At 66.0% G+C, this 23,602-nt stretch carries 19 protein-coding genes; 5 read left to right on the top strand and 14 right to left on the bottom strand.

Annotated elements, in window-relative coordinates; all coding sequences use genetic code 11:
* Window positions 1–40: 40 nt before the first annotated feature.
* The 3 genes from SALLO_RS0104755 to SALLO_RS0104745 all read right to left on the bottom strand — a co-directional run bounded on the left by SALLO_RS0104755 (window position 41) and on the right by SALLO_RS0104745 (window position 4,887).
* Window positions 41–2,191 carry a vWA domain-containing protein gene (locus SALLO_RS0104755; protein WP_022835176.1) on the bottom strand — a complete coding sequence of 717 codons (2,151 nt, stop codon included), beginning with the start codon at window positions 2,189–2,191 and terminating at the stop codon, window positions 41–43.
* Between the two features lie 98 nt (window positions 2,192–2,289).
* The gene (locus SALLO_RS0104750; protein ID WP_022835175.1) at window positions 2,290–4,194 is read right to left on the bottom strand and encodes an AMP-dependent synthetase/ligase; all 1,905 of its coding nucleotides are present in this window, start codon (window positions 4,192–4,194) and stop codon (window positions 2,290–2,292) included.
* Window positions 4,195–4,242: 48 nt separating this feature from the next.
* Window positions 4,243–4,887 (bottom strand): TetR/AcrR family transcriptional regulator, encoded by a 645-nt coding sequence (locus SALLO_RS0104745; RefSeq protein ID WP_022835174.1) that lies wholly within the window; start codon window positions 4,885–4,887, stop codon window positions 4,243–4,245.
* A 282-nt stretch (window positions 4,888–5,169) separates the two neighbouring features.
* On the opposite strand from SALLO_RS0104745, the gene SALLO_RS0104740 reads away from it, so the two are divergent.
* Both SALLO_RS0104740 and SALLO_RS18110 read left to right on the top strand, forming a co-directional pair.
* Window positions 5,170–6,114, top strand: coding sequence for a VWA domain-containing protein (locus SALLO_RS0104740; protein WP_022835173.1), 945 nt, complete (start codon window positions 5,170–5,172; stop codon window positions 6,112–6,114).
* 53 nt (window positions 6,115–6,167) lie between these two features.
* Window positions 6,168–7,172: a VWA domain-containing protein gene (locus SALLO_RS18110; protein ID WP_169577885.1), complete on the top strand. Its 1,005-nt coding sequence runs from the start codon at window positions 6,168–6,170 to the stop codon at window positions 7,170–7,172.
* A 1,089-nt stretch (window positions 7,173–8,261) separates the two neighbouring features.
* Here the strand turns inward: SALLO_RS18110 and SALLO_RS15275 are convergent.
* The 8 genes from SALLO_RS15275 to SALLO_RS15260 all read right to left on the bottom strand — a co-directional run bounded on the left by SALLO_RS15275 (window position 8,262) and on the right by SALLO_RS15260 (window position 17,324).
* On the bottom strand, window positions 8,262–10,625 hold the full coding sequence (locus tag SALLO_RS15275; RefSeq protein WP_022835170.1) for a T9SS type A sorting domain-containing protein: 2,364 nt from the start codon (window positions 10,623–10,625) through the stop codon (window positions 8,262–8,264).
* Between the two features lie 22 nt (window positions 10,626–10,647).
* Complete coding sequence (purE, locus tag SALLO_RS0104720; protein ID WP_022835169.1) at window positions 10,648–11,163, bottom strand: 5-(carboxyamino)imidazole ribonucleotide mutase; 516 nt, start codon at window positions 11,161–11,163, stop codon at window positions 10,648–10,650.
* Window positions 11,164–11,178: 15 nt separating this feature from the next.
* Window positions 11,179–12,327, bottom strand: coding sequence for a 5-(carboxyamino)imidazole ribonucleotide synthase (locus SALLO_RS0104715; protein WP_022835168.1), 1,149 nt, complete (start codon window positions 12,325–12,327; stop codon window positions 11,179–11,181).
* Window positions 12,324–13,091 (bottom strand): hypothetical protein, encoded by a 768-nt coding sequence (locus tag SALLO_RS0104710; protein ID WP_157621262.1) that lies wholly within the window; start codon window positions 13,089–13,091, stop codon window positions 12,324–12,326. Before SALLO_RS0104710 ends, SALLO_RS0104715 begins: the two co-directional genes overlap by 4 nt.
* A 22-nt stretch (window positions 13,092–13,113) precedes the next feature.
* Window positions 13,114–13,905, bottom strand: a complete 792-nt coding sequence (locus SALLO_RS15270; protein WP_022835166.1) for a 2-phosphosulfolactate phosphatase — start codon at window positions 13,903–13,905, stop codon at window positions 13,114–13,116.
* A gap of 39 nt (window positions 13,906–13,944) precedes the next feature.
* Entirely contained in the window at window positions 13,945–15,060 is a 1,116-nt protein-coding gene (gene gcvT, locus SALLO_RS0104700) for a glycine cleavage system aminomethyltransferase GcvT (protein WP_028566908.1), read from the bottom strand.
* A gap of 214 nt (window positions 15,061–15,274) precedes the next feature.
* On the bottom strand, window positions 15,275–16,096 hold the full coding sequence (locus SALLO_RS15265; protein ID WP_040605721.1) for a mechanosensitive ion channel family protein: 822 nt from the start codon (window positions 16,094–16,096) through the stop codon (window positions 15,275–15,277).
* A gap of 166 nt (window positions 16,097–16,262) precedes the next feature.
* Window positions 16,263–17,324: a metal-dependent hydrolase gene (locus SALLO_RS15260; protein ID WP_022835163.1), complete on the bottom strand. Its 1,062-nt coding sequence runs from the start codon at window positions 17,322–17,324 to the stop codon at window positions 16,263–16,265.
* A gap of 184 nt (window positions 17,325–17,508) precedes the next feature.
* Between SALLO_RS15260 and SALLO_RS0104685 the strand changes: the two genes are divergently transcribed.
* On the top strand, window positions 17,509–17,949 hold the full coding sequence (locus tag SALLO_RS0104685; protein ID WP_022835162.1) for a hypothetical protein: 441 nt from the start codon (window positions 17,509–17,511) through the stop codon (window positions 17,947–17,949).
* A 27-nt stretch (window positions 17,950–17,976) separates the two neighbouring features.
* On the opposite strand, the gene gpmI is transcribed toward SALLO_RS0104685, so the two are convergent.
* Window positions 17,977–19,512, bottom strand: a complete 1,536-nt coding sequence (gpmI, locus tag SALLO_RS0104680) for a 2,3-bisphosphoglycerate-independent phosphoglycerate mutase (RefSeq protein WP_022835161.1) — start codon at window positions 19,510–19,512, stop codon at window positions 17,977–17,979.
* A gap of 63 nt (window positions 19,513–19,575) precedes the next feature.
* Window positions 19,576–19,920: a ferredoxin FdxA gene (gene fdxA, locus SALLO_RS0104675; RefSeq protein ID WP_022835160.1), complete on the bottom strand. Its 345-nt coding sequence runs from the start codon at window positions 19,918–19,920 to the stop codon at window positions 19,576–19,578.
* 136 nt (window positions 19,921–20,056) lie between these two features.
* On the opposite strand from fdxA, the gene SALLO_RS0104670 reads away from it, so the two are divergent.
* Window positions 20,057–20,473 (top strand): methylglyoxal synthase, encoded by a 417-nt coding sequence (locus tag SALLO_RS0104670; RefSeq protein WP_028566907.1) that lies wholly within the window; start codon window positions 20,057–20,059, stop codon window positions 20,471–20,473.
* A gap of 47 nt (window positions 20,474–20,520) precedes the next feature.
* Window positions 20,521–21,714 carry a murein transglycosylase A gene (mltA, locus tag SALLO_RS15255; protein WP_022835159.1) on the top strand — a complete coding sequence of 398 codons (1,194 nt, stop codon included), beginning with the start codon at window positions 20,521–20,523 and terminating at the stop codon, window positions 21,712–21,714.
* A 117-nt stretch (window positions 21,715–21,831) separates the two neighbouring features.
* Here the strand turns inward: mltA and SALLO_RS0104660 are convergent, their stop codons facing one another.
* A complete protein-coding gene (locus SALLO_RS0104660) occupies window positions 21,832–23,571 on the bottom strand; it encodes a molybdopterin-dependent oxidoreductase (RefSeq protein WP_022835158.1) in 1,740 nt (579 codons plus the stop codon).
* Window positions 23,572–23,602 lie beyond the last annotated feature (31 nt).

Genomic DNA, 23,602 nt, shown 5'->3' with positions numbered 1-23,602 from the left:
CAGAACCGGATAAAGGCCCCAAACCGGCAGCTGCGAGGCATTAAATAAGACCGCTGCGCTTGCGCAGGGCCCACTCGGTGGCAAGGAGGGCGACGATGACGGCGAGAAACGGCCACAGGTGCCACAGCTCGTACGTCGTACTGGCTTCCACGACGCGCGGCTGCAGCTCAGCGCGGGCCTGCAAGGTATCATCTACCTGCGCGGCCGTCGCGGCGGTGAAGGCGGCCCCGCCCGACTGCGCCGCGAGCTGTCGCATTTGGGCGATGTCGGCCCATGGCGCGCGAAATTCTTCCTGAACGGCGCCCACAGCAAACGTCCCACGGTCGCGGCCCAGCACGGTGGTGCCTTGCCGGGCGGTGGCCTCGTACCGGTACGCGCCGGCCGGCAGGGTGCCCGCAGCCAGCCGATAGCGTCCGTTGCCAACCGGCTGCATGGTGAAGGGCAGCGTGGCGCCGTCGGGGCCGGTCACGTCAACGCGCACCGTAGCGTCGCGCACAGGCGTCATCGCGCCGTCATACACCTGTCCGGTGAAGGTCACGGGTGTGCTGCCGGCAAACGTGGCTTGGGTCGGTTGCACCCGCACCGGCTGCTCCACCCCACGGGCCGCGGCCCACCGCACCAGGTTGTTCACCAGCCCGGGCCACAGCGGCGCTGCGCGCGACAGATCGGACGGCAGGTTGGCCCATTGCCACGTATCGACGCCCAGAAAGGCGGCGGTGCGCTGTCCGCTGCGTTCACGCAGCACCAGCAGTGGGGCATCGGCGGAAGCGGTGCGGGCGAGTACCTGGGCATCGGGGGCCGGCTGCCACGTGAGCGGTGCGTACGCAATCGGCGGGAGCAGCGACCAAGCATCGGCGGGGGCGTCTTCAATGGCAAATACCGGATGCGAACGGGCGCGGGCCGCGCGGGTCATCTGGACGCTGGCAAAGGAAAGCTGAACGCGTTGAGGCGCCACCGGAAGCGCATCGCCGAAGGCTTCCATGGCACGCCGGAGGTCGGCGGCGCGCGTCAGGAAAAAGAGGGCGGGCGTATCGTTGCGTAGCGCGTCTGCGAGGCGCTGCAGGTCGGCCGCGGGCGCCACGGGGCCGGGGTAACCGGCCAGGACGATCGCGTCGAAGGAGGAGAGGCTATCGGGCAAGGGGCCGCCCACCGTTGCGTTCTGCGTCACCGGAATGTGCACCGTGAGGGCGATGTTGGTGTTGGCGGAGAGGATGCGCCGAAGCGCGGCCACATCAGGGCTCGGCGCGCCGCCCACCAGGAGAACCTGCCGCTTGCTTTCCAACACGCGCACCGCCACGGTCTGGGTGTTGTTGCGCGTTGTTGCTTCGCCGTCCACCGGCGCAAGCTCCACCGTGTAGCGCTGCACGCCCGCCGCTTGGGGCGTTACGGTGAGGTTGACCGTCGGACTCACGGCCCCCTCGGGCAGCGTGAGCTGCTGTGTGTCGTGCACGGTGGTGCCCGAGCGCAGGCGAACGGTCACGCGGGTGCCGCCAAATCCTTCGCTCTGCAGGGTCGCCTGCACGGGCAGGGCCGTGCCTTTGTAGGCCAGGTCGTTGGTGAGCACCGCCTGCACGCGCACGTCGCGCGGCCGCGTCGTGTCGCCCAGCGTGACGGGGTACAGCGGCGCCGGGTAGCGAGCCGCGGTGTAGATGGGGTTGGCGCCGGTGGTGTACTGGCCGTCGGAGAGCAGGACGACGCCTGCGAGGTGATCGTTGGCAAGACGGTCGCGGAGCCCTTGCAGCGCTGCGGTCATGTCGGTCTGCGCGCCGTCGAACGCGAGCGAGTCGAGCGGCCGCTCGTTTGGTAACGGCTGCACGGCGTCATCGAATGCAAAGTAGCGCACGTCGACGGCTGCGGGCCACTGCAGGGCCTGCAGCGCCTTATCCACCGCCGCCCGCGCAGCGTCGGGCGATGAAGCTCTGCCCCCCGCAGCCACACGCAGGCTTTGCGTGTCGTCAACCAGCACGGCAAGCACCGGGGGCTGCTCAACGGATGTCACGCTGCGCCAAATGGGGGCCGCGAGCAAGAACAGGATGAGCGCAAGCGCCACAAAGCGGAGGCTGCCCAGCAGCCACGTGCGACCCTGCGACAGCGCCGGGGTGGTGCGGCGATACGTCACGTACGTGAGCGCGCCCGCCGCGGCAAGGCATAGGAAAAGAAGCAGCGGCGACCAGTCCAGCGAGAGCGGCATGCAAAGCGTCCATTACCAAACAGCAGAAGCGATGCACTCAACCGCGACCGTCGCTGTGGGATCCATGCCGTGGCCGTAAATGCCCGCGTGCGTGCCGCTTATGCCACAATGACGGCCTGCTTGGCGGTAGTGCGCGGCGTGTCGGCATCGTCGGCGTACAGCGCCTCGATTTCTTCGGCGTACGTCTCCCGCATCTGCGGGCGTTTTACCTTGAGCGTTGGCGTGAGCAGCCCCGACTCGATGGTGAGTTCGTCGGGAATGAGGGCGAAGCGCTTTACGGTCGACCAGTGGTCCATGCCCTCGTTCGCGTTGTCGACGAGCTGCTGGAACTGTTCAATCATGGCCGGCTCTTCCAGCAAATCGGCAAACGGCTGGCTGCTGTCGAGGTCCATCTCTTTGGCGTAGGCACGTACCTGGTCTTCGGTGGGAAAGATGAGCGCCGCGCAAAACTTCCGGCTGTTGCCCACCACCACGGCCTTGTCGACCAGCGGCTCGCTGCCCAGCTTGTTCTCGATGGGCTGTGGCATGACGTACTTTCCGGTCGAGAGTTTGAACAGGTCTTTTTTGCGGTCGGTGATCTTGAGGTTGCCGTTGGCATCAAATTCGCCGACATCGCCGGTGTGGAACCAGTCGTCGCCAGACATTACCGCGGCGGTTTTGTCTTCGGCCTTGTAGTAGCCCTGCATGACATGTGGGCCGCGAGTGAGGATCTCGCCGTCGTCGGCAATCATCACCTCCACGCCGGGCAGCGGCTTGCCCACGGTGCCCGGTACGTTGTCCTCGGGCCGTGTAAACGAAATCACCGGACTCGTTTCGGTGAGGCCGTAGCCCTGCAGTGTGGTGATGCCCGCTGCTGCGAGCGTGTTGGCCAGGCTGGGTTGCAGCGCGGCGCCGCCAATGACGATGTACTTCACGCGTCCGCCCAGCGCGGCCCGCCACTTCTTGAACACCAACTGATCGGCCACTGTCCGCTGCAGGTTGTACACCAGCGATTGCTGTTCGCCAATGGCATACTGGCGCGCCAGACCCATGGCCCACGTGCCAATGGACTTCTGGAGGCCTTCCATCCCCATAATTTTCTTCTGGATGCCGGCGTACACCTTCTCCAGCACGCGCGGCACCGAGGCAAAGGCGGTCGGCTGCACCTTGGGCAAGGCATCCACGAGGTCGTCTGGGTTGGTGAAGTGGATGCTCACCCCCATGGCCATGAAGGCGTACTGCAGCGTACGAGCAAAGATGTGCGTGAGCGGCAGAAACGACAGAACGACTTCCCCCGAAGGCCCCGGCTTAAAGTTCGTCAGCTCGCTGAGCGACGTCATCGCATTGAACGAGATGTTTTCGTGCGTCAGCATCACGCCCTTGGGCTGGCCGGTGGTGCCGCTGGTGTAAATGAGGGTGGCGAGGTCGTCGGTCGCAATTGCCTGGCGGAGATCGGCGATGGCCGCGTCCTGGTCGTCGGTGCTGTCGCGGCCCATTGCGCGCACCGCATCCATCGTGTACAACTCGACGCCCTCAGGCAGCGACGCCCGCTCTGTTTCGGGGCCGGGATCGGGCACCACCACCGCGCGGATGCGCTCCAGCTCGGGCAGCAGGTTCTGCGCAACGGCAAGCTGTTCGTCGTTGGCCACAATCAGCGCCTCGGCCTCGGCGTGGTCGATCACGTAAGCCATCTGCTCGGGCGCGGTCGACAGGTACACCGGCACGTCGACGAGGCCCGCGAGGAGACAGCCCATGTCGGCCCGACAGAAGTGCACGTCGCTTTCCAGCAAGAAGGCGATGCGGGCACCCCGCGTGAAGCCCAAATCCAGCAGCCCAAGCGCAATCTCCTCAGCCTGTATCCGGAAATCCTCCAGCGCCGTGGGCGTCCATGAGCCGTTGGTGGGCTGGTTCAGGGCCGTTGGGTTCTCGTACTGCGCGCAAGCATCGTAGAGAAGATCGGGGATCGTTTTGCCCAGGATGGGCGGACCCGACGTGGCTGGCGCGGTATGAATGGAGCTAGGCATAGAGGATTCGCGAAGCGATTGGCTAAATGAACAAGCGGAAGGTGGCGACTACGCGGAGCGCGGAAGGGCTGCGTAGCTGCGGAGCGTCTGCTGAATGGCCGATTCGATGAAGTCGGTGCGGTCGATGCGTACGTCCACCCGCTGGGCGAGCAAGAGCGACACGGTGCCGTGCAGCGAGGCCCACACCGTGCTCGCAGACACCCGCGGGTTGTCTACCGACAGGTCCCCGCAGGCCGCGCCACCACCCAGCGTCTCAGCAATAATGTCCAGGTTGCGGCGCGCGCGCCGGTACTTTTCGGCCGGATACCGCTCCATATGCTCAGGATGCAGTTGAAACATGATCTCGTAGTACTCCGGATTGCTCAGGCCGAAGTCGATGAATGTGCGGCAAAGCGCTTCCAAACGGTTCAGCGGTTGGTGCGGGTGCGCCGCAGCGGCCGCTTCCAGCCGATCGTACAGGTGCTGCATGCCCTCGTCAATCAGCGTGTGCAGCAGGGCATCCTTACTCTCAAAATGCAGATAAATGCTCGTTGCACTGTAGCCGATTGAGCGTGCAATCTTGCGCATCGAAAGATTCGAGAACCCGTCGCGCACAAGCAGGTGGCGCGTCGTATCTAAAATCTGCCGTCGCAAGTCGCCGTCGCCCGGCGTACCATTCGCGGTGGATGGACCGGTGGAGGAAGCATTAGGCATACACGATTAACGGTGTTAAGCAACGAGAAAGTCAAGAAAATGTCAAGAGCGGCTGGGGGTTCGTCAGCCGTCGTGGGTGTGTGAGCAAAGAACAACCGGATGCACGTACACAAACCTGCACAAGCAGAGGATCAATTAAAACTATTCGCCTCTCTTAATCTACGCTTCACAGATAGGTGTTCCCCAAACGCCTCGCGTAGGCAGGCCCTGGCGTGATGAAAACGAAGCGCGGCGCGCGGCGTATGCGGAACGTCCACAGCTGTTCATGCAACGGAGTATGCTATGACGTTTGCCGATCCGCAGTGGCTGGGGCTGCTTGCGCTGGTGCCGCTGTTGGCCGGATGGGAGTGGTGGCGCGGCGGCGCGCGGCTGCAATGGAGCAGCACACAGCTCGCCGCCGATGTGCCGCGTACCTGGCGGGTGCGCGTGCGCTGGGTGCCGCGCGCGCTGCGGTACGCCGCGCTTGCGCTGGCCGTGGTGGCCCTGGCGCGGCCGCAGGTGGAAAACGTCCGCCGCACGCGCACCACCGAGGGCATCAACATCATGCTTGTGCTGGATACGTCCACCTCGATGCGGGCAGACGACTTTTCGCCTACGCGCTTCGCGGTGGCCCAGCAAGTGGCCGCCGATTTTATCCGCGGGCGCACGTCCGACCGCATCGGGCTCGTGGTGTTTGCCGCCAAGGCGTTTACGCAGGCGCCCCTCACACTCGACTACGCCTTTTTGCAGCGGATGCTTACGGAGACAAACACCGGCATGATTGAAGATGGCACCGCTATGGGCGCGGCCCTCGCAACGGCCGTCAACCGGTTGCAGGATGCCGAGGGCCCCAGCAACATCGTCATTCTGCTGACGGATGGCGAGAGCAACCGCGGGCAAATTGATCCGCTAACGGCTGCGCAGATTGCCGAGGCGCTGGGCGTGCGCGTGTACACCATCGACATGGGCGGCGGGGCCTCGTCCTCCGATGAACCGGCGGAGGAGCGAGCGGCCTCCCGTACGATGCAGGCCATCGCGCAGCGCACCGGGGGGCGCTACTATCAGGCCTCCAATCAGCAGGCCTTGCGGCGCATCTACGAAACCATCGGCGCGTTGGAGCAGGGCCCCATCGACGCCCGCGTGTACACCGACGTCGATGAGCGCTACCCCACGTTCCTGGGCGCTGCCCTGGCGCTCCTCGCGGGCGCCGTGGTGCTGCAGGCGGCCCCCTTCCGATCCTTTCCCTGACGCGTGTTTGTATGGAGTGGCTGCATCCCACGTACGGTTGGGCTGGATTAAGCGTGGCGGTTGCTGCCGGCATGCTGGGGTGGGCGCTATGGCGGCGCCACCGGGCGGAGGAAGCCTTCGGACAGCGCGCATTGCTGCGCCGGCTATCCACGGCCTGGCGCGGCGGCCGCGTGCTTACCGCCGCCCTGCTGCTGGGCACCCTGGCGTGCTGGACGGTTGCGCTGATGGGGCCACGGGTGGGCACGGCCACCCGCACCGTCGAGCGCAAGGGCCTGGACCTCGTCATCGCCCTCGATGTCTCGTCGTCGATGTACGTACAAGACGTACCGCCTCACCGGCTGGCGCTCGCCAAGGAGTCCATTCGCGGCTTGCTCAACGACCTTAGCGGCGACCGCGTGGGGCTCGTGGTGTTTGCAGGCGATGGGTTTGTGCAGTGTCCCCTCACCACCGATTACAATGCGTTGCGGCTCTTTTTGGACGTGGCCGATCCCTCGTTGATGCCCACGCCGGGCACGAACATGCGCGCCATGCAGCAGGCGGTGCTGCAGGCGTTTGATACGCAGGCCCCGCCCGATTCGGCGTCGGCCCCTGGACGTGCAAAGGTGTTGTTGGTGGTCGGCGATGGCGAGTACCATCAGGGGAACGCGTCGTCCGCTGCCGAGGCGCTGCAAGACGCCGGCATTCAGGTATACGCGGCCGGGGTGGGCACGCGCGCCGGGGGCAAGGTTCCGGCCTACGAGAACGAGCGCCGGGTGGGCTTTAAGCGAACGAGCAGCGGACAGGTGGCCCTCTCGCGATTACAGCCCGAGCCCTTGCGTACGTTAGCGCAATCGGGCGCGTACCTTCGCCTGTCGGCCGCGCAGAATCCGCTGCGTGCGTTGCCAGATGCGCTCGCCCGCCTGCAGCGCACCACCCTGGGCACGGAGCAGTTTACAAGCTACCGCGAGCTTTTTCAGTGGCCGCTGGCGCTGGGGCTGGCGCTGCTGCTTGTGGCACTGGCGCTGCCGGAGCGGAAAGGGCCCAGTCGTACACCGCAAGACGCGCCACCGGATCGGTAAAGGCAACAGCAAAGCGGTAGCCGGTGGGCGTGCGCCGCACGGCCATGTCGCGCGGGTAGAAATTTTTGTTGTCGTCGGGGCGCGCTTCCACCAGGCGGTGTTGCAGGCGCCCGGCGCGATCGTACGCGTCGACGCGCAGCCAGCCGGGGCGTAGGTTGAGCACAAACAAGTACGGCCCAGCCGCGTCGGCGGCCGCCACGAGCAGCGGCGGCTTGTCGGCGTCGCCCTTCATAAAGTTGTAGCTGCGCTCCAGCATGGGCGAGTCGAAGCCTATCAGCCGCATGGTATCGGGGCGCGCGGCCCTGGCAAACGCGCGCGGCCACACCCGCACCGTCGGCCGAAAGCCAGAGAGGCTCAGCAGCGAATCGCCCCACAGGAGTAGGTAGCCTGCGGTGCGCCAGTGCGGCCCCTCGATGGCAGCTGTGGCACGCACAGCTCCGTTGCGGCCCATGCGCACGAGGCGGTCGGGAGCGTCCTCAGCTAAAATTTTTGCGTACAGGGCGGTGTCAGCGGCCGTTGTGTAAATCAGGGCCTCCGTTGGCGCCTGTAGCGGCGTAGCGTCGGGCAGCACGCGGCCGTCGGTTACGTAGCGGAAAGCGCGAGCGCCGGCGCTGTAAACCACCAGCGTATCGCCGCGCCGTCCGGCCAGATAGGGAATGTCGAGCGCCGCAGAGTGCACGCGTTGCTGCAACGTGCCCCCCGCCGAAAACGTGTACAGCGCGTTGCGTTCGGCATCCGAGAGTACCACCGCACCGTCGGGCCGAAAGCGAACGGTGCGCGGAAACCCCAGCCGCTGATCGTCCACCGCATCAACATGCCACTGCGCACGCAATGTATCCATCGGCACCGAAGCCGCAACGGTTCGCGACAGCGAGTCGGTGGGCGTGACGGCGTCGCTGAGCGAGCGGCGGCAGCCGTGCGGGAGGCAACCGGTGGCCACTAGAAGCAGGGCGATGACGCCCCAGCGAAGCGCTGGCCGTAGCAGATGATGCATAGCCGAAGGGGTTGTGCAAACGTAAACGAAAACGGCGGCACACCGAACCTGTCGCAGGAATCCGAGGTCGGTGCAGCGGGGGGCAACGCAGGATCTCAGTGCACGATGGCCACCGTGCGCGTGCGGGCCGTCTGCTCGGTGGTGTAGCGGATGAAGTAGGTACCAGCGGCCAGATCGCCCACCGGCACCGTTACCCGGCGCTCCTGGTTGGCCGGCACGGGGCCGTCAAAGATGCGGCGCACCAGGCGGCCCAACGTATCGTAGAGGCGCACCTGCACGCGCTGCTCGGTGCGCACGGCAAAGCGCAGGCGCATCTGCTGTGTGGCGGGGTTGGGCGCCGGCACGCTGGCCAGCACGTCGCCGTCCACCAAGATCCGGTTTTCATTGCTTGTGGTAAGGGCCGACGTGTTGCCGACGTTGTCAATCACGCGCACGGCAAAGTAGTACGGCACGCCCTGCGCTAGGCCGTCTACGGTGGCGCGGTCGGTGGCGCCCGGCGTGCTGGGCTGCGGCGGATTGGTAAGCGGCGTAGCAGCGGCAAAGTCGGCCGTCGACTGGATGGGGCGCGTGGCGTAGCGCACGTCGTAGGCGCTGGCGCGGCGCTCCTGCCCATCGTCGCCCGCGGCGGTCCACGAGACAGCAATGGCCTGCCCATCGTTGGTCACCGAGAGGGCCAGGTCGTTTACTGCGCCCGGCGGGATGTTGTCGGGCAGCGTAAGGGGCGTCGTGGTGTAGACGCGCTCTGAGCGGTTGTTGCCGTCATCGTACGCCACAAGGGCAAAGTAGTAGGCCTGCTCGGGCGCCAGATTATCGACAACCACCGATTGCTCGGTGCCCGGGGGCGCTGGGGGCGGTACGTTCGATACGCGGGTGGCCGCAATGAACTCCTCGGGCGTGTCGATGGGGCCGCCGGTGCTGTACCGAAGGTCGTAGGAGCGGGCTTGGCCCTGCATGCCGTCGTCGCCGGGGGCCGTCCAGCGGAGGCGCACGGCGACCTCAGCATCAAGCGCGATGGCCTCTAGCGGAGCGGGGGAACTCGGCGCCACAAGGTCGCTCGGGTCGCCTTGCGGGCGGCCGTCCAGCACCTCGATGCCGGTGTTGTTCGGATCGAGCCAGTCGCGCAGCCGCGTGTCGGGTGTAGGGCCCGCTGCCCATGCCTCGGCGATGCGGCCGTACCAGTCCGGAAGGTTGTTGCCGCACGCCGCCGATCCGCCCGAGAGGACGCCCACCACGCGCTTGTTGGTGTCGTAGAGGGGCGAGCCCGAGGAGCCGCCCTCCGTGGTGCCGAGGTCCCAGTCTGCAATGCGCAGGTGCGTGGTGCTCGATCCACTAGACGGCGCCTCGCCGTAGCCCGCGATGGCTGTGGGGTCGTATTCAAAGCTGATGCGTTTTGCGTCGCCGCTGGGGTGATGGATGGTGACGGCCTCAACCGGCGCGGCGCCCGCCACGCTCCAGCCGTTGAAGAAGAGATCGTAGGACACGGGAAGCGATTCGGCCACCTCCAGCAACGTCACGTCGGGCCGTCCGGCAATGCCGCCGGTAGATTCGACGTTGCCGTACGACATGCGCAGAAAGGCCCCGGTGGACGTTTGCTCCAGCGGATCGTCGTTGGGGGAGGAGCCGCTCGCTACGCTACCGGGCGCGCGGCAGGTAGGGTTCTCGTAGTTCCAGTAGAACACCACCGTAGCGGCGGTGGCCTGCGTGGTGACGCAGTGCTCGGCCGTCAGAACGTACGGCGTCTGGTTGCCGGTGGCGTTGTTGACGAGCGAGCCGCTGCATACGAAGGTGCCAGTACCCGACTCGAAGGAGTACAGCCCCACGCTGCTCACTTGGTCGCGCCAGGGATCGGCCGCGTCGCAGGCCACATCCACGTTGCAGGCCCCAGACTTGGCGCGCACGCCGCCTGTGGCAGGGTTCAGCGCGCGAAAGCCGTGACTGATGCGGTCGAGGTGCAGCGTGACGTCGTTCCTTGCGGCCGTGGGAACGACCAGCTCTAGCGTGAGCACGTCGGCGCGCACAATGGGCGTCCAGAACGGTCCGCCGTCGGCGTTGTCGCGGCGGGTGTAGGGCCCGCGCATGGTGGCGTAGTTGGGGCCGTAGAGGTACAGCTGGGCGCCGGGGGGCAGGTCAAACCGCGAGAACGCTGCGCTCAGCGAGCGAGCGCCGGGGGAGGCGATGCGTGCGCGCCACACCGACGTGCCGCCGGACAGGTCGGTCCAGGTGCCGTTGGCCTGCGTGGTGATGCGCACCGGACGGACGGTGCCGTACTGGTACGGGACGCCGGGGGCCGGCGCGGCGGTCTGTGCGGCAAGGCGGTCGTTGTCGAGGGCCGCGAGCGTGCGCGTGGGCGGCGTCGGGAGGGTACGCTCGGCCGAGGGCACGTGGAGGCGCTGCGCCTGCGCGGGCAACGCGGCGCCACTCCATCCAACAAGCACCAGCAGCAACAGAAGACGACGCATAGGCATGGGAAAACCGAGGAAACTAGTGGTGGGAAGCAGAGGAGTGCTGGCGCACGCGGTCGTCCATCGCCTCAACCTTGGCGATCAGGTCTTGCTTGTACGCCTGCATCTGCTGCAGAAGGTTCGGGTCGGCCGTAGCCAGGATCTGCACGGCCAGCAAGGCCGCGTTTTGGGCGCCGTTGATGGCGAGCGAGCCGACGGGCACGCCGCCGGGCATTTGGACGATGGACAAGAGCGAGTCGAGGCCGTTGAGCTTGCTCGTCTTTACGGGCACGCCCAGCACGGGCAGCGGGGTGGAGGCCGCGAGCATGCCGGGCAAGTGGGCGGCGCCGCCGGCACCAGCAATGAGCACCTTGAGGCCGCGTTCGTGCGCGTGCGCCGCGTAATCGTGCATGACGGCCGGAGTGCGGTGGGCCGAGAGGACGCGCATCTCGTACGGCACTTCGAAGCGGTCGAGCAGGTCGGCCGCGTCTTCCATCACCGGAAGATCGGATTCGCTGCCCATCGTGATGCCAACGAGCGGAGTGGACGTAGACATAAGCAGGCAAAAGGGTTAAAGCTGAATAGCGGTGGCGGATGCTTCGGCAGCCGTGCGCAGGGCCTCCACGTCGGCGCCCACAGCTGTTACGTGGCCCATTTTGCGTCCGGGGCGCACATCGGGCTTGCCGTAGATGTGCACCGAGACGTTTGGCTGCTGGAGCGCATCGGGGAGGCCGGTGGTGCGAGGCGGCGTGCCTTGGCGGTCGCCCAGCACGTTCACCATAACCGCTGCGTTGGCCCGCAACGACGGATCGCCCAGGGGCCAGTCGAGCACGGCGCGCACGTGGTTGGCAAACTGCGAGGTGTGGCAGCCCTCGATGCTGTAGTGGCCGGTGTTGTGGGGCCGCGGGGCCAGCTCGTTAATCAGCACCGAGCCGTCCGCGCAGGCAAAAAGCTCAACAGCCGTAAGGCCCACGCCATCAACCGCATCGACGGCTGCATGGGCCACGCGCTGCGCCTCGGCAGCCACATCGGGGGCAACGGGTGCGGGCACGTGGACGGCGTGGCACTTGTGGTTGCGCTGGATGGTGTGCGCCACGGGGTAGGTTACCGATGCGCCGCCGGGCCGCCGGGCCACTTGTACCGCCAGCTCATGGCTAAAGTCGACAAAGGCTTCCACCTGCAACCCGTCGTCGGCGGCGAGGTCCGGCCAAGCCGCCCGCAAGTCTTCAGGCGTGTGCGCGGTGGCGTTGCCGTAGCCGTCGTAGGCCCCGCGAAATTGCTTCAGCATGACGGGGTAGCCAAAGGCCTGCGCTGCGTCGAGGGCGTCGTTGAGGGTGGGGCAGTTGGCAAAATCGGGGACGGGGAGGCCGGCCTTGGCAAGGTGTTGCTTCTGCACGCCCTTGTCTTTGATGAGCGCAAGCGTTTCGGGCGCCGGCCACAGGGCACACGTGTCGGGGCGCACCGCATCGAGCGCACCCGCCGGGGCCCACTCGCTTTCCACCGTCACCGCCGTGCAGTCCGCAGCGAACGCACGCAAAACGTCGGGATCGGTCCAGTCGGCCGTTTGGGCGTGGGCGTAGTACTGCATGGGGCCGGCAGGCTTGGGGGAAAGGAGCCGCACCGCCACGCCCATCTGCACCGCGGCGGCAGCCATCATTTTGCCCAGTTGTCCCCCACCCAGGATGCCGAGCACGGGAAAGGCGTCGTCGGGGGTGCTCATGTGGAAGAAGCGTCTACAGGGGGAGGCAAAGCGGAGGAGGCGTCGGCCGAGGCCGCGTCGGGGCGGGCCGGCAGGCGGTTGGTGTCGGGCGGCGGGTTGGAGGAGGGCGCGGGCGACGATGCGGGCTCCGCAGGCTGCGCGCGGCGCACCGTGGCAAGCCGAAAAGGCTGCACGCCGCGGGCCGTCCAGAGGGCCAGGCCGCTCAGCAGGACGATGCCCAAGACGGCCGACAGCCAAAGGCCCGCCCAGCCGAGAGAGTGGTCGATCCATTGGGCCGTTTGCCAGCCCCAGCGGCCGGCCCATATCCACGCCGGCGCGCCAAGCGCGGCAAGCGCACAGCCAAGAGTGGCCGCGCCAAGGGGTGCCGCAACGAACGCAGCCACGCCGCTCCGCCACAACACGTGTTGGTGTGAAGCCGCGCGCCCCCAGGCCAGGAGGCCGCCCCACACGCCCATCCACACTACCGGAAGCACGGCCCCGTAGCCCACGCCCTGCCGCATCAGCGCGTACGCAATTTTGGCGCCGACGAGGCCGAGCCGGTTTTGCAGCACAGCCAGCTCGGGGTGTTCGGGCACGCCGGTCGCGAAGAAGGTGGTGGTCACGGAAAGCGCGCGGGCGACGTGGTTGTCCCCTGTGTGGTAGCTGAGGAGCGCCAGCAGAAGCAGCGCGCTCACGCCCGTCACGAGCCCACCCGCCAGGCGTAGGCGGGCCGGGCGGGCCCGGACCAACCGGCGGGCGGCAGAACGTAGAGCGTGAAGCGTCATGGCGGCACAGCAAAGCCCATCGTTACAGCGACGGCGCGTCGGCCGAATCGTCGGACGCCGCGAGGGGCGCCGGCGAGAGCGAATCGGCCAGCACCAAGCGGTTGTCTCTATAGTACGGAAGCACAGGCACGGCGTCAATGGCAAAGCAGTAGGCTACGTCCTCGGTGTAGCCGTTGCGCATGAGGCGCTGGGCGTGATTGGCACGCTTGAGCGCGTCTTCGACGTCGTCGCGGTCGTGATGATACAGCGTAACGGCCGTGTGGGCGGCATCGGAGACAAGGCCGGGGTCGTCGTTTTCCCAGAGACGGTCGAGGAGCACGCCCGCGCAGATGGTGTCTTCCAACGAGAGGCGGTTTTGGCGCCCGGCGCAGATGATCACGATCGGCGTCTCCACCTGTTTGAGGAAGTCGACCACGCGGCTGGCGTTGAGGAACGAGCCGGCCAGCAGGTGCTTGGCGGTTTTTGCGCGCGAGAGGGCCCGCGTGCCGTTGGTGGTGTTGAGGATGACGTCGCGGCCTTCCACCTCGTCTTGGGTGTACTCAAGCGGCGAGTTGCCCAGGTGGTAGCCTTCAATTTTTTCCGCGTTACGCTCGCCGCCCAGCCGGTACATGTCGGGGTCGAGGTTGGCGGCAATTTTTCCGGCTTCGGCCATGTCGGCCACCGGGAGGACCGCGCGGGCCCCGTGGTGCAGGGCCGTGGCGATGGTAGAGCAGGCGCGTAGCACGTCAATCACCACCACGGTGGCGCCCCGGACGTCGTCTTCGGTAACACTGGAGTAGGTGAGAAAAACTTCGACGTTTGAAGCATCAGCCATGTGAGGAGGAGGTACGGTACAGGGGAAAACGAAAGGACGTTACTGCTCGTGGAGCGGCGGTTTGGCAACCGTTACGTCCATGGGGCGCTTGCGACGCATCACCTGCAGGTGCGTGCCGGGCGCGGTGTACGCATCGTCGTTGGGCACGTAGCCCATCCCGATGCCCGCGCTCAACAGGGGCGATTGCGTGCCGCTCGTCACGGTGCCCAGGGCCGTGCCGTCGGGCGCTTGGATGGCATAGCCCGCCCGCGGAATGCCGCGGCCGTCGGCGATGAAGGCCACGAGCGCGCGCTCGGGCCCCTGTTCCTTGATGGTGCGCAGCGCCGCGCGGCCCACAAAGTCACCGGCGTCGAGCTTCACAACCCACCCGAGCCCGGCCTCGTAGGGGGTGGTTTCGGTGGTGATGTCGTTGCCGTACAGGCAGTAGCCGGCTTCCAGGCGCAAGGTGTCGCGGGCGCCCAGGCCGGCCGGCTGCAAGCCCTGCGCGCGGCCCGCATCCAACAACGTATTCCACACGCGTTGCGCATCGCCGGGCGACAGGTACAGCTCCAGCCCCGGCTCGCCGGTGTAGCCGGTGCGCGAGACGATGGCGCGGTCGCAGTCCATAAACGCGCCGTCCGTCGTGTCCAGGAAGTGATAAAAGGAGAGGTCGTCGAGCGGCTGATCCAAAAACGGCTGCGCGATAGCAAACGCCTCGGGGCCTTGCAGGGCAAGCAGCGCAACGTCTGCTGAGATGTTTTCGATGGCTGCGTCCATCGGATTGTGATCGCGCATCCACGCCACGTCCTTGGCAATATTGGCCGCGTTGATCACCAGCAGATACGCATCGTCGGCGCGCCGGTACACCAGCAGGTCGTCGACAATGCCCCCGTCGGGCGTGCACATCACCGTGTACATGGCGCGGCCGTCGTAGAGCTTCGAGGCGTCGTTGGTTACGAGGTGCTGCACGAAAGCGAACGCCTCGGGGCCGGTGACCATCACCTCGCCCATGTGGCTCACGTCAAAGAGCCCGGCGGCGGTGCGTACGGCCTTGTGCTCGTCGATGATGCTGGTATACTGCACCGGCATCTCGAAGCCGCCAAACGGCATCATGCGGGCCCCCAGCGCTTCGTGGGCGGCATAGAGCGGCGTGCGCTTGTGAGTATCTGAAGCCATGCGGATACGGAAAGTCTTGCGATACGGGGAAGCGAGGGCCGCGCGCATTTCGGACATGCGCAGCACGGCTGAATGATAGGCGGCGCTTCGGGCGAAGTCAACGAACAAGCCGTGATTTATGGAAGCACGCAAACGACACCGCCACCCCAAAACCGCCGCCCGTGGAGCGGGCGACGGCGGGTGGTGCGACGGAGAGACGGCAATGCTATGACTGTCAGCCGTCGAGCTTGTCGAGGTGCACATCCATCTGCGGATACGGAATGCCGATGCCCGCGTCGTCAAGGGCGTACTTCACGGCGCGCGTTAGGGCCTGCTTCTTCTGGAAATAGTCCTCGCTGCGCACCCAAATCCGCACCTTCCAGTTGATGGACGAGCCGCCGAGCTCGGTGAGCGCTACGCTGACGTTCTTGTCTTCTACGCGGCCGTCTACGCTTTCCGCCGCGCGCGTCAGCACGGCCCGCGTCTCGTCGAGGTCGGCCGGGTAGTCGGTGCCCACCGCGCACTCGGCCCACCGGATGTCGTAGGCAAACTCGTTGCGGATGACCGACCCGAAGACGGCACTGTTCGGAATGATGACGAGCTCGTTGGCCCGCGTATCGATCTTGGTGTAGAACAACTGCAGCTCCCGCACGAAGCCCGTCTCGCCCCCCACGGTTACGTAGTCGCCCACGCTAAAGGGGCGAAAGATGAGCAGCATGATGCCCGCCGCAAAGTTGGAGAGCGAGCCCTGCAGCGCGAGGCCCACAGCAAAGCCGGCGGCGGCGAGGGCGGCCGCGAGACTCGCCGCGGCCACGCCCACGGTGTTGAGGGCCACTACGATGCCCAGCAAAAAGACCGCGTAGTACGAGAACGTCCCCAAAAACTTGGACAACGTTTTGTCAAACTCGGGCCGCTCCAACGCACGCCGAATGAGCTTGCGCACCCAGCCGGCAATGATGCGTGCGGCAATCAGGATGGCAATAAACGCGACAATGTTCAGCGTGTACTGCACGAAAAGATCAACATTCTCGGGCGTAACGAATGGTATCGACTCCATAGAAGCAGAAGATGCGTGGCAGGAACGAGCGCAAGTAAACGACGAGGCTGCGTTTGAAAGCAACGTGAGCGCGAGCCCGTGGTGGACGAAGTGGCTGACCAACCGGGCGCAGTCCGCGAGGGATTTTCAAACACAGCTTAAAAAGAACAGCATATGGCGGCCATTATCAACTGCCGCCCGGCGCATTTCCGGTAGAGGGCAGAAACGGATACGGGGGCTTGCGTCCTACGATGCGCGCCGCAAAGGCCCGCAGGAGCGGTGCAGAGAGGCTCAACGGGGGCGATAGCTGATGAAAGCCCGTAACCCGGCGGGCATCGTTGTAGCGCAGGCGAAACGTGAAAATGTAGCGGCCGTGGGCGGTGAGCCCCACGTCGTTGCGGCCAAAGCGCAGGTCGTGCACGAGCGTGCGGCCGTCGCGTTGCGATACCGCAAAGTATCCGCGGGAGAACCAGCGCAGGCGCTGCACGGCGGGCGCGTCCCATTCCTGCTTCAGCAGGTGGTGACGCTTCGGCACAAACCGGAAGCGCGTGGGCGGGCCGGCATCCCAAAGCGAGTAGTAGCCCACCCAGTAGCCCGTGCGGCCTTCCACCAGGCCCATCCACAGCAGGTTGTTAAACGGCGTGGGCCGCGTAAATACCTGGGTCGACGGCTTCCCCTGCGCGGACAGGGCACGCGCAAAGACCGACTCGACATGTGCCTTGTGGACGATGGTGAGCAGCAGGTAGCCGGTGCTCAGCGCGAGCCCCGCGGCGTTCCACCATCGGCGCGCGGGCGCTGTTGAGCGCCGCACCATCGCCATCACCAGCCCGCCGCCCAAAAGCAGCGTGTACACCGGATCGATCACGAAAATCGTCCCAAAGATCACCGGATACCGGCTGAAGGGATAAAAGACCTGCGTGCCGTAGGCGGTAAAGCAGTCCAGCAACACATGTGTGGAGAGGGCCGCAAACACCAGCGCTGCCCAGCTTTTCCACGAAGCATCGTCGTGCAGCCGTTGCAGCGCGGCCCCCGCCAGTGGGGCCACAAGCACCATAAACAGCAGGGAATGCGTGATGCTGCGATGAAAGCCCAACGCCTGCACCTCCGTCAGAAAGGGGTTCGCCAGCACGTCGAGGTCGGGCAGCGTGCCAAAGAAAGCGCCCCACAGCGGGGCTTTGGTGCCGGCCTTCCGGCCGAGGACAGCCTCGCCCACGGCGGCGCCAAGCGTGAGTTGCGTAACAGAATCCATGCGTGCCGAACGATACGAGCAGACCAGTTGAGCGAGCGGACGCCTTCTGCACCCGAGGCCCGCGCAAGGGTTCGGACGCAAACGTCATTTCCGCGGAAAGAGCACAGCGTGCCCGGCGAAACGTCGCCGTGGCCCGGTGGGTAGATACGCGTCCATCGCTTTGCATCCATCCCATCGTTGCGCCATGGCCGCCCGCATGCACCTGTCCCTTCACGACGCCCGCGTGCGCCCTGACCGTGCCGACGACCTGCAGGCGCTCATCGACACGCTCTTTGCCCGCCGTCATTTCGACCGCGCCCAGGCGCAACAGGGCGCCGGGCAGATGTGGCTGAAGGCAGAGCTCGTGCAGGTGCAGCGCGCCCGCAGCAGCGTCTACCAAACGCTTAGCAGCCGCATGGACGGCCCATTGCTTTTTCCGATGGGCTTTCTGCGCATCCAGGACGGCCGCGTCGACGTCATCAGCGATGCCGTACCGGCGGTCGACCCCACGGCCCTGGCGCGCGTGCTGAGTGAGTTCTTACAGCCCGGCGCCCGCATCACGTGCACCGCAGACGACACCACGCACCGCTGGCGGGTCGCCGGCGTCGACGACCTGCACGCGCTGCGCACCGCCGATCAGTCGTGAAGACGGCCAAGGCAGGCACGCCGGGGCCTAATCGGTGGAAACGAGCACGTCGCCCGTCATAGCTTCGGGGATGTCGAGGCCCAACAGGGCCAGGATGGTAGGCGCCACGTCGCCCAGTTTGCCGTCGGCGATGGGCCCGTCGAAGCCGTCCTTGATGATGACGTGCGGGACGAGCGCGGTGGTGTGGGCGGTGTGGGCGTCGCCGTCGGGCGTGCGCATCTTGTCGGCGTTGCCGTGGTCGGCGATGATGCTGAGCGAGTAGCCGTTGGCGCGGGCCGCCGTCACCACGCGCTTGGCAGCGGCGTCTACGGCTTCCACGGCCTGCACGGCCGCCTCAAAGTCGCCGGTGTGGCCCACCATGTCGGGATTGGCAAAGTTGAGCACAACCAGGGCGTACGCGTTTTCGTTGAGGGCCGCTGCCGTGCGGCGGGCCACCTCGGGCGCACTCATCTCCGGCTGCAGGTCGTAGGTGGCCACCTTGGGCGAGGGCACCACGATGCGATCCTCGCCGTCGAACGGTTTCTCGCGGCCCCCGCTGAAGAAGTAGGTCACGTGCGCGTACTTCTCCGTCTCGGCCACGCGCAGCTGCGGGCGCCCGGCTGCGCTGATAACCTCGCCGATGGTGTCGGTAAGGTCGACCTTCTCAAACGCCACCGGTACGTCGAACGTCTTGTCGTACGGCGTCATGGTGGCAAAGTAGAGGTCATCGAGGGGCGGCCGGTTGAACGGATCGAACGAGGCAGCGGTGAAGGCCTCGGTGAGCTGGCGGCCGCGGTCGGAGCGGAAGTTGAAGAACACCACCGCGTCGCCCGCGCCAATGCGGGCGTCATCGTCAGTGGCGATGCGCCGCGGCTTTACAAACTCGTCGGTCACATCGTTGCCATAGCTGGCTTCCAGCGCTTCAACGGGCCCGTCAAACACGTCGCCGGTGCCTTCGGTGAGCAGGTGAAACGCCTTTTCGGTGCGTTCCCAGCGCTCGTCGCGGTCCATGGCGTAGTACCGGCCCACAATCGAGACGATGCGCCCCACCCCGATGGCGTCGGCCTCGTCCTGAAACTGCCGCACGTAGTCGACGCCGCCGTGCGGATCGGTGTCGCGGCCGTCGGTGAAGGCGTGCACATTCACCTGGTGGGGCGCCAAGCCCTGCTGCTCGGCCAGCTTGAGCAAACCGTACAGGTGGTCGAGGTGGCTGTGCACCCCGCCATCCGAAAAGCAGCCCATCAGATGCAGCGCGCCGTCGTTGTCTTTGGCGTGCTGCGCAGCGGCAACGAGCGTTTCGTTTTCAAAGAAGGCGCCGTCGCGGATGGCCTTCGAGATGCGCGTGATGTCCTGGTACACCACGCGGCCCGCGCCCAGGTTCATGTGGCCCACTTCGGAGTTCCCCATCTGGCCGTCGGGCAGCCCCACGGCCTCGCCCGAGGCCCGAAGCGTTGCCCGCGGGTGATTGGCAAAAAGATCGTCGAGAAAAGGCGTATCGGCGGCATCTACGGCGCTAACCGCAGGATCCTCGGCAATGCCGTAGCCGTCGAGGATCATGAGGAGGTGCCGATCAGAGGAATCCATAGATGTTGGCGCTTGAGCAAAGAAAAAAGATGCAGATGGGCCCAGCGGGCGGGCGCCCCGGGGTTACACGTCCCACGTGAGGATGTCTTCCTCCGACTTCTCGCGGGTCTCCCATTCGGCGGCGTCTTCGGAGGGCTCCTTCTTCTCGGTGATGTTGTATCCTAGCTCGCGCCACTGGTTGGCCAGGTACTCGTTCCACTGCGTGTAGTGGGCGTACTCCTCGGGCAACTCGTCGTCGGGGTAGATGGCTTCTACCGGGCACACCGGCACGCAGGCGTTGCAGTCGATGCACTCCTCGGGCTGAATGGCAAGGAAGTTGGGCCCTTCGTAAAAGCAATCGACGGGGCACACCTCAACGCAGTCGGTGTACTTGCAGTTGATGCAGGGTTCGGTAACAACGTAGGGCATGAAACGTGGAAGTCGGACAAACAAAGGGGCGATGTGTTGACTCGTAATGGTGGTAGCCTGTATGTTTTCACCGGTTCCAACGCGAACGTCCTCGTAACGACGCGCCCGCCTGCTTTTCACGCAACCCTGCTCTACCATGGCTTCTGCTCCGTATCGCCTTGCCCTCATCGCGCACGACGGCAAAAAGGCGGATCTGATCTCGTTTGCGCACAAGCACGTGGATGTGCTGCGCCGGTTTGAACTGGCTGGCACCGGCACCACCGGCAAGATGATTGAGGACCAGTTGGGCCTGGAGGTGCACCGCTACCTCTCCGGTCCGCTGGGCGGCGACGTGCAGATTGCCGCGGCCATCGTGGAGGGCGACATCCACGCGGTCATCTTCTTTGTGGATCCGCTCGACAAGCACCCGCACGAGCCGGACATCCAGACGCTGCTGCGCGCCTGCAACATGCACAACGTGCCGCTGGCCACCAACGAAGCGACGGCCCGCTACATGATGAACCACGGCGGCGTGCGCGATGCCTCCGAGGATGCCCCGGACGACGCTGCGTAATCGACCAAACGGCAGGCTTTGAAGTCAACACAGGCATAGCCATACACATGCGTCGCCTCGGGGTCTTTCTTGCGCTTGTTGTTATCGGAAGTGGGGTGATGGGCTGCTCGTCATCGGACGATGCGCAAAAAAAGCCCGCGCCGGTAGCCTGGCCGCGCGCGTCGTTTGCGGACCTACGCGGCTGGCGCACGGCAGCGCTACAGCCGGCGCTTGCGGCCTTTCTGCGGTCGTGCACGCAGTGGAGCGATTGGGATGCGACGGCGTGGATGCACCCGCGCTATCCGGTGTTTGGCCGGATGGATCGTTGGCAGGACGCTTGCGCGAAGGCCCGCGCCGTTCCAAGGGACCGCCCGGGGGCGGCGCGCCGCTTCTTCGAGGCCCACTTTCGTCCGCACTACATAAAACACAATGGCACGCGCCGCGGCCTGTTTACCGGCTACTTCGAGCCGCAGCTGTCCGGTGCCCGCACGCGCCAGCCCGGCTTTGCGCAGCCGCTGTACCGCCCGCCCCGCGATTTGGTGGAGGTTGTGGTGGGGCGCTTTGTGCCCGGCGTTGACGAGACGATCTTTGGCCGCGTGGTGGAAGGGCAGCTCGTGCCGCACTTCTCGCGGGCCGCGATCGACCGGGGCGCGCTCAAGGGGCGCAACCTGGAGCTCCTGTGGGTCGACAGCGCCGTCGACGCGTTTTTCTTGCACATCCAGGGCTCGGGGCGCGTGCTCCTGCGCGACAGCACCGTGGTGCGCGTGGGCTATGCGGCCGAGAACGGCCATCCGTACCGCGCCATCGGCCGCGACCTGATTGCGATGGGTGCGCTCACACAGGCCAACGTGTCGCTGCAAACCATCCGGGCCTGGCTCCTGAGCCACCCCGCCCGTGCCGACGACGTGATGCACCAGAACGCGTCGTACGTCTTTTTCCGCGTCCTGAAGCAGCTGGGCCCCAACGAGGGCCCCCTCGGGGCGCAGGGCGTGCCGCTGACGCCGCGCCACTCGTTGGCGGTCGACCCGGACTACCTCCCGTACGGGGCGCCGCTGTGGCTCGACACGCGCGTGCCACGTGCGGACACCAGCGGGCAACGGGCGTTTCGGCAGCTTCTGATTGCACAGGATACGGGCGGCGCCATCCAGGGGCCCATCCGCGGCGACGTGTTTTGGGGCGCGGGCAAACGGGCCCGGGCCATCGCGGGCCGCATGAACAGCACGGGGCGCTACACGGTGCTCATCCCCATAGACACGCCGTAGGAACGACCGGCCGGTCGTTCCTACGGCGGTGTGGGTCGCCAATTCTAGAGGATCGGCCATCCCAAGTGGACCTCGGTTTACCCAAAGACCCACAGGGAATGATCCGGTCACATGGCGCTACGCCGCCTCAACGGCTTCAACCTCCTCCAGTGCAACGCCTTGCAGGCCCATGGCATCGTAGGTGGCGCCGCTGAAGGCCGGATGCGTCTCCGCAAGTTCGTCCATGATGGAATGTGGGCCTTTCGCGTAATCCATCGAAGCGCCGAGGCGTTCGGCAATCGCGGGCAGCGCGGCCCAGCCGGGCTTGCAGTTGATGCGGTGCGCGTCGTTGTGCCACTTGTCAAACGGCGTGCCGTGCGTGTCGGGGCGGCTCTTGCCCATCTCCATCATCAGCGTGCGGTTGACGCCCTGGATGGCTTTGGCGGGGCGCACGCGCTGGGCGCGGCCGTCCTGGTTGACGAACGTCCCCACCGTCTCCACAATCATGGCCGCCGGGAGGGCCACATCGGCCACGGGCAGCGTTTGGTTGGTGGTGTTGTAGTAGTGGAGGATGACCGTTACATCTTCGAGCGCCTCGCGCGTGAGGAGCTCAGCCGCCACGGGGTCGTCTTCCATCACGTAGAGCGTGTCAATCTCGCCCGCTTCAATCTTAGCGCGCAGCAGCTCCACGTCGACCGGGCGGATGCCCAGGCGCTCGCAGCCCTGGGCGTTGGGGGTCTTGTCGTCGGTGATGAGCCAGTCGTCGCCCGCGCCGGGCTCAACGTGCGGGATGTACCGCGGCGCCTCCGCGCCTACGGCGTCGGCAAGCTGCGTGAGCAAGTAGTTGTCCTCTACGGTGGCGTGCGCCGAGCCCAGGAAAAGCGTCTTCTCGGGGGATGCCGAGCCGAGCTTGGCCGCCGCCTGCGCAAAGGCCTGTTCCCACGAGCTGTGGGCCAGCGTTCCTTCGGTGCGCACCTGCGGGCCCTCCGGACGGTCTTCGTTGAAGCGCTCGTACCCCAGGCGGTCCTCGTCGGGCAGCCAGTATTCGTTTACGGCCATGTTTTGCCGGGGCGTGATGCGCAGGACGAGGTTGTCGCGCGTCCAGTAGTGGCAGTTGGCGCCGGTGGCATTGGTGCCCACGATGGACGGGGCGGAGTTCATCTCCCAGATGCGCGCTTTAAAGCGGAAGTCGGTGGCGGTAAGCGCGCCCACCGGGCAGAGGTCAATCACGTTCATCGAGTAGTCCTCGTCGAACGACTCGCCCGGTGCGGTGATCGGGTAATTCTTAACGCCGCGGTTGTTGATGGTGAGCTGCTTGCTGCCCGATACCTCATCGGTGAAGCGCGTGCAGCGCGTGCAGTTGATGCACCGTTCGGCGTCGAGGGTGACGCGCGGACCCAGCTTCACGCGCTTGGGCTTGTGCACCTTCCGAAACTCGAAGCGCGAGCCTTCGGGGCCGTACTTGTAGGCTTGAATCTGCAGGGGGCAGTGGCCGGCCTGGTCGCAGATCGGGCAGTCGAGCGGGTGGTTGATGAGCAGAAACTCAAGGGTGTCCTGCTGTGCGCCGCGCACCTCCTCGCTGGAGCGATGCGTTTCCACCACCATACCGTCTTGCAGGTCGATGGTGCAGCTGGCCTGCATCTTGGGGAAAAACTGGATGACGGGCTCGCCGTTTTCGTCGGTTTCCACCTCGCCGGTGCTGCGGTCTTTTTTGGGCATGCCCACCTTTACGAGGCACTGGCGGCAGTTGGCCGGAATGCTCATCGACGGGTGGTAACAAAAATGCGGTAGCTCGATGCCCTGGTCGAGGCAAAACTGAAGCAGCTTGTGCGAGCCTTCGTACTCGTACGTTGTATCGTCAATCGTGACGGTTGGCATAGGAATCGTAGGGGTCCGTCGTAGAACAAAA

Origin of the sequence: Salisaeta longa DSM 21114 (assembly GCF_000419585.1) — a bacterium.
Lineage (GTDB): Bacteria > Bacteroidota > Rhodothermia > Rhodothermales > Salinibacteraceae > Salisaeta > Salisaeta longa.
This window is presented reverse-complemented; position numbering and strand designations above follow the sequence as displayed.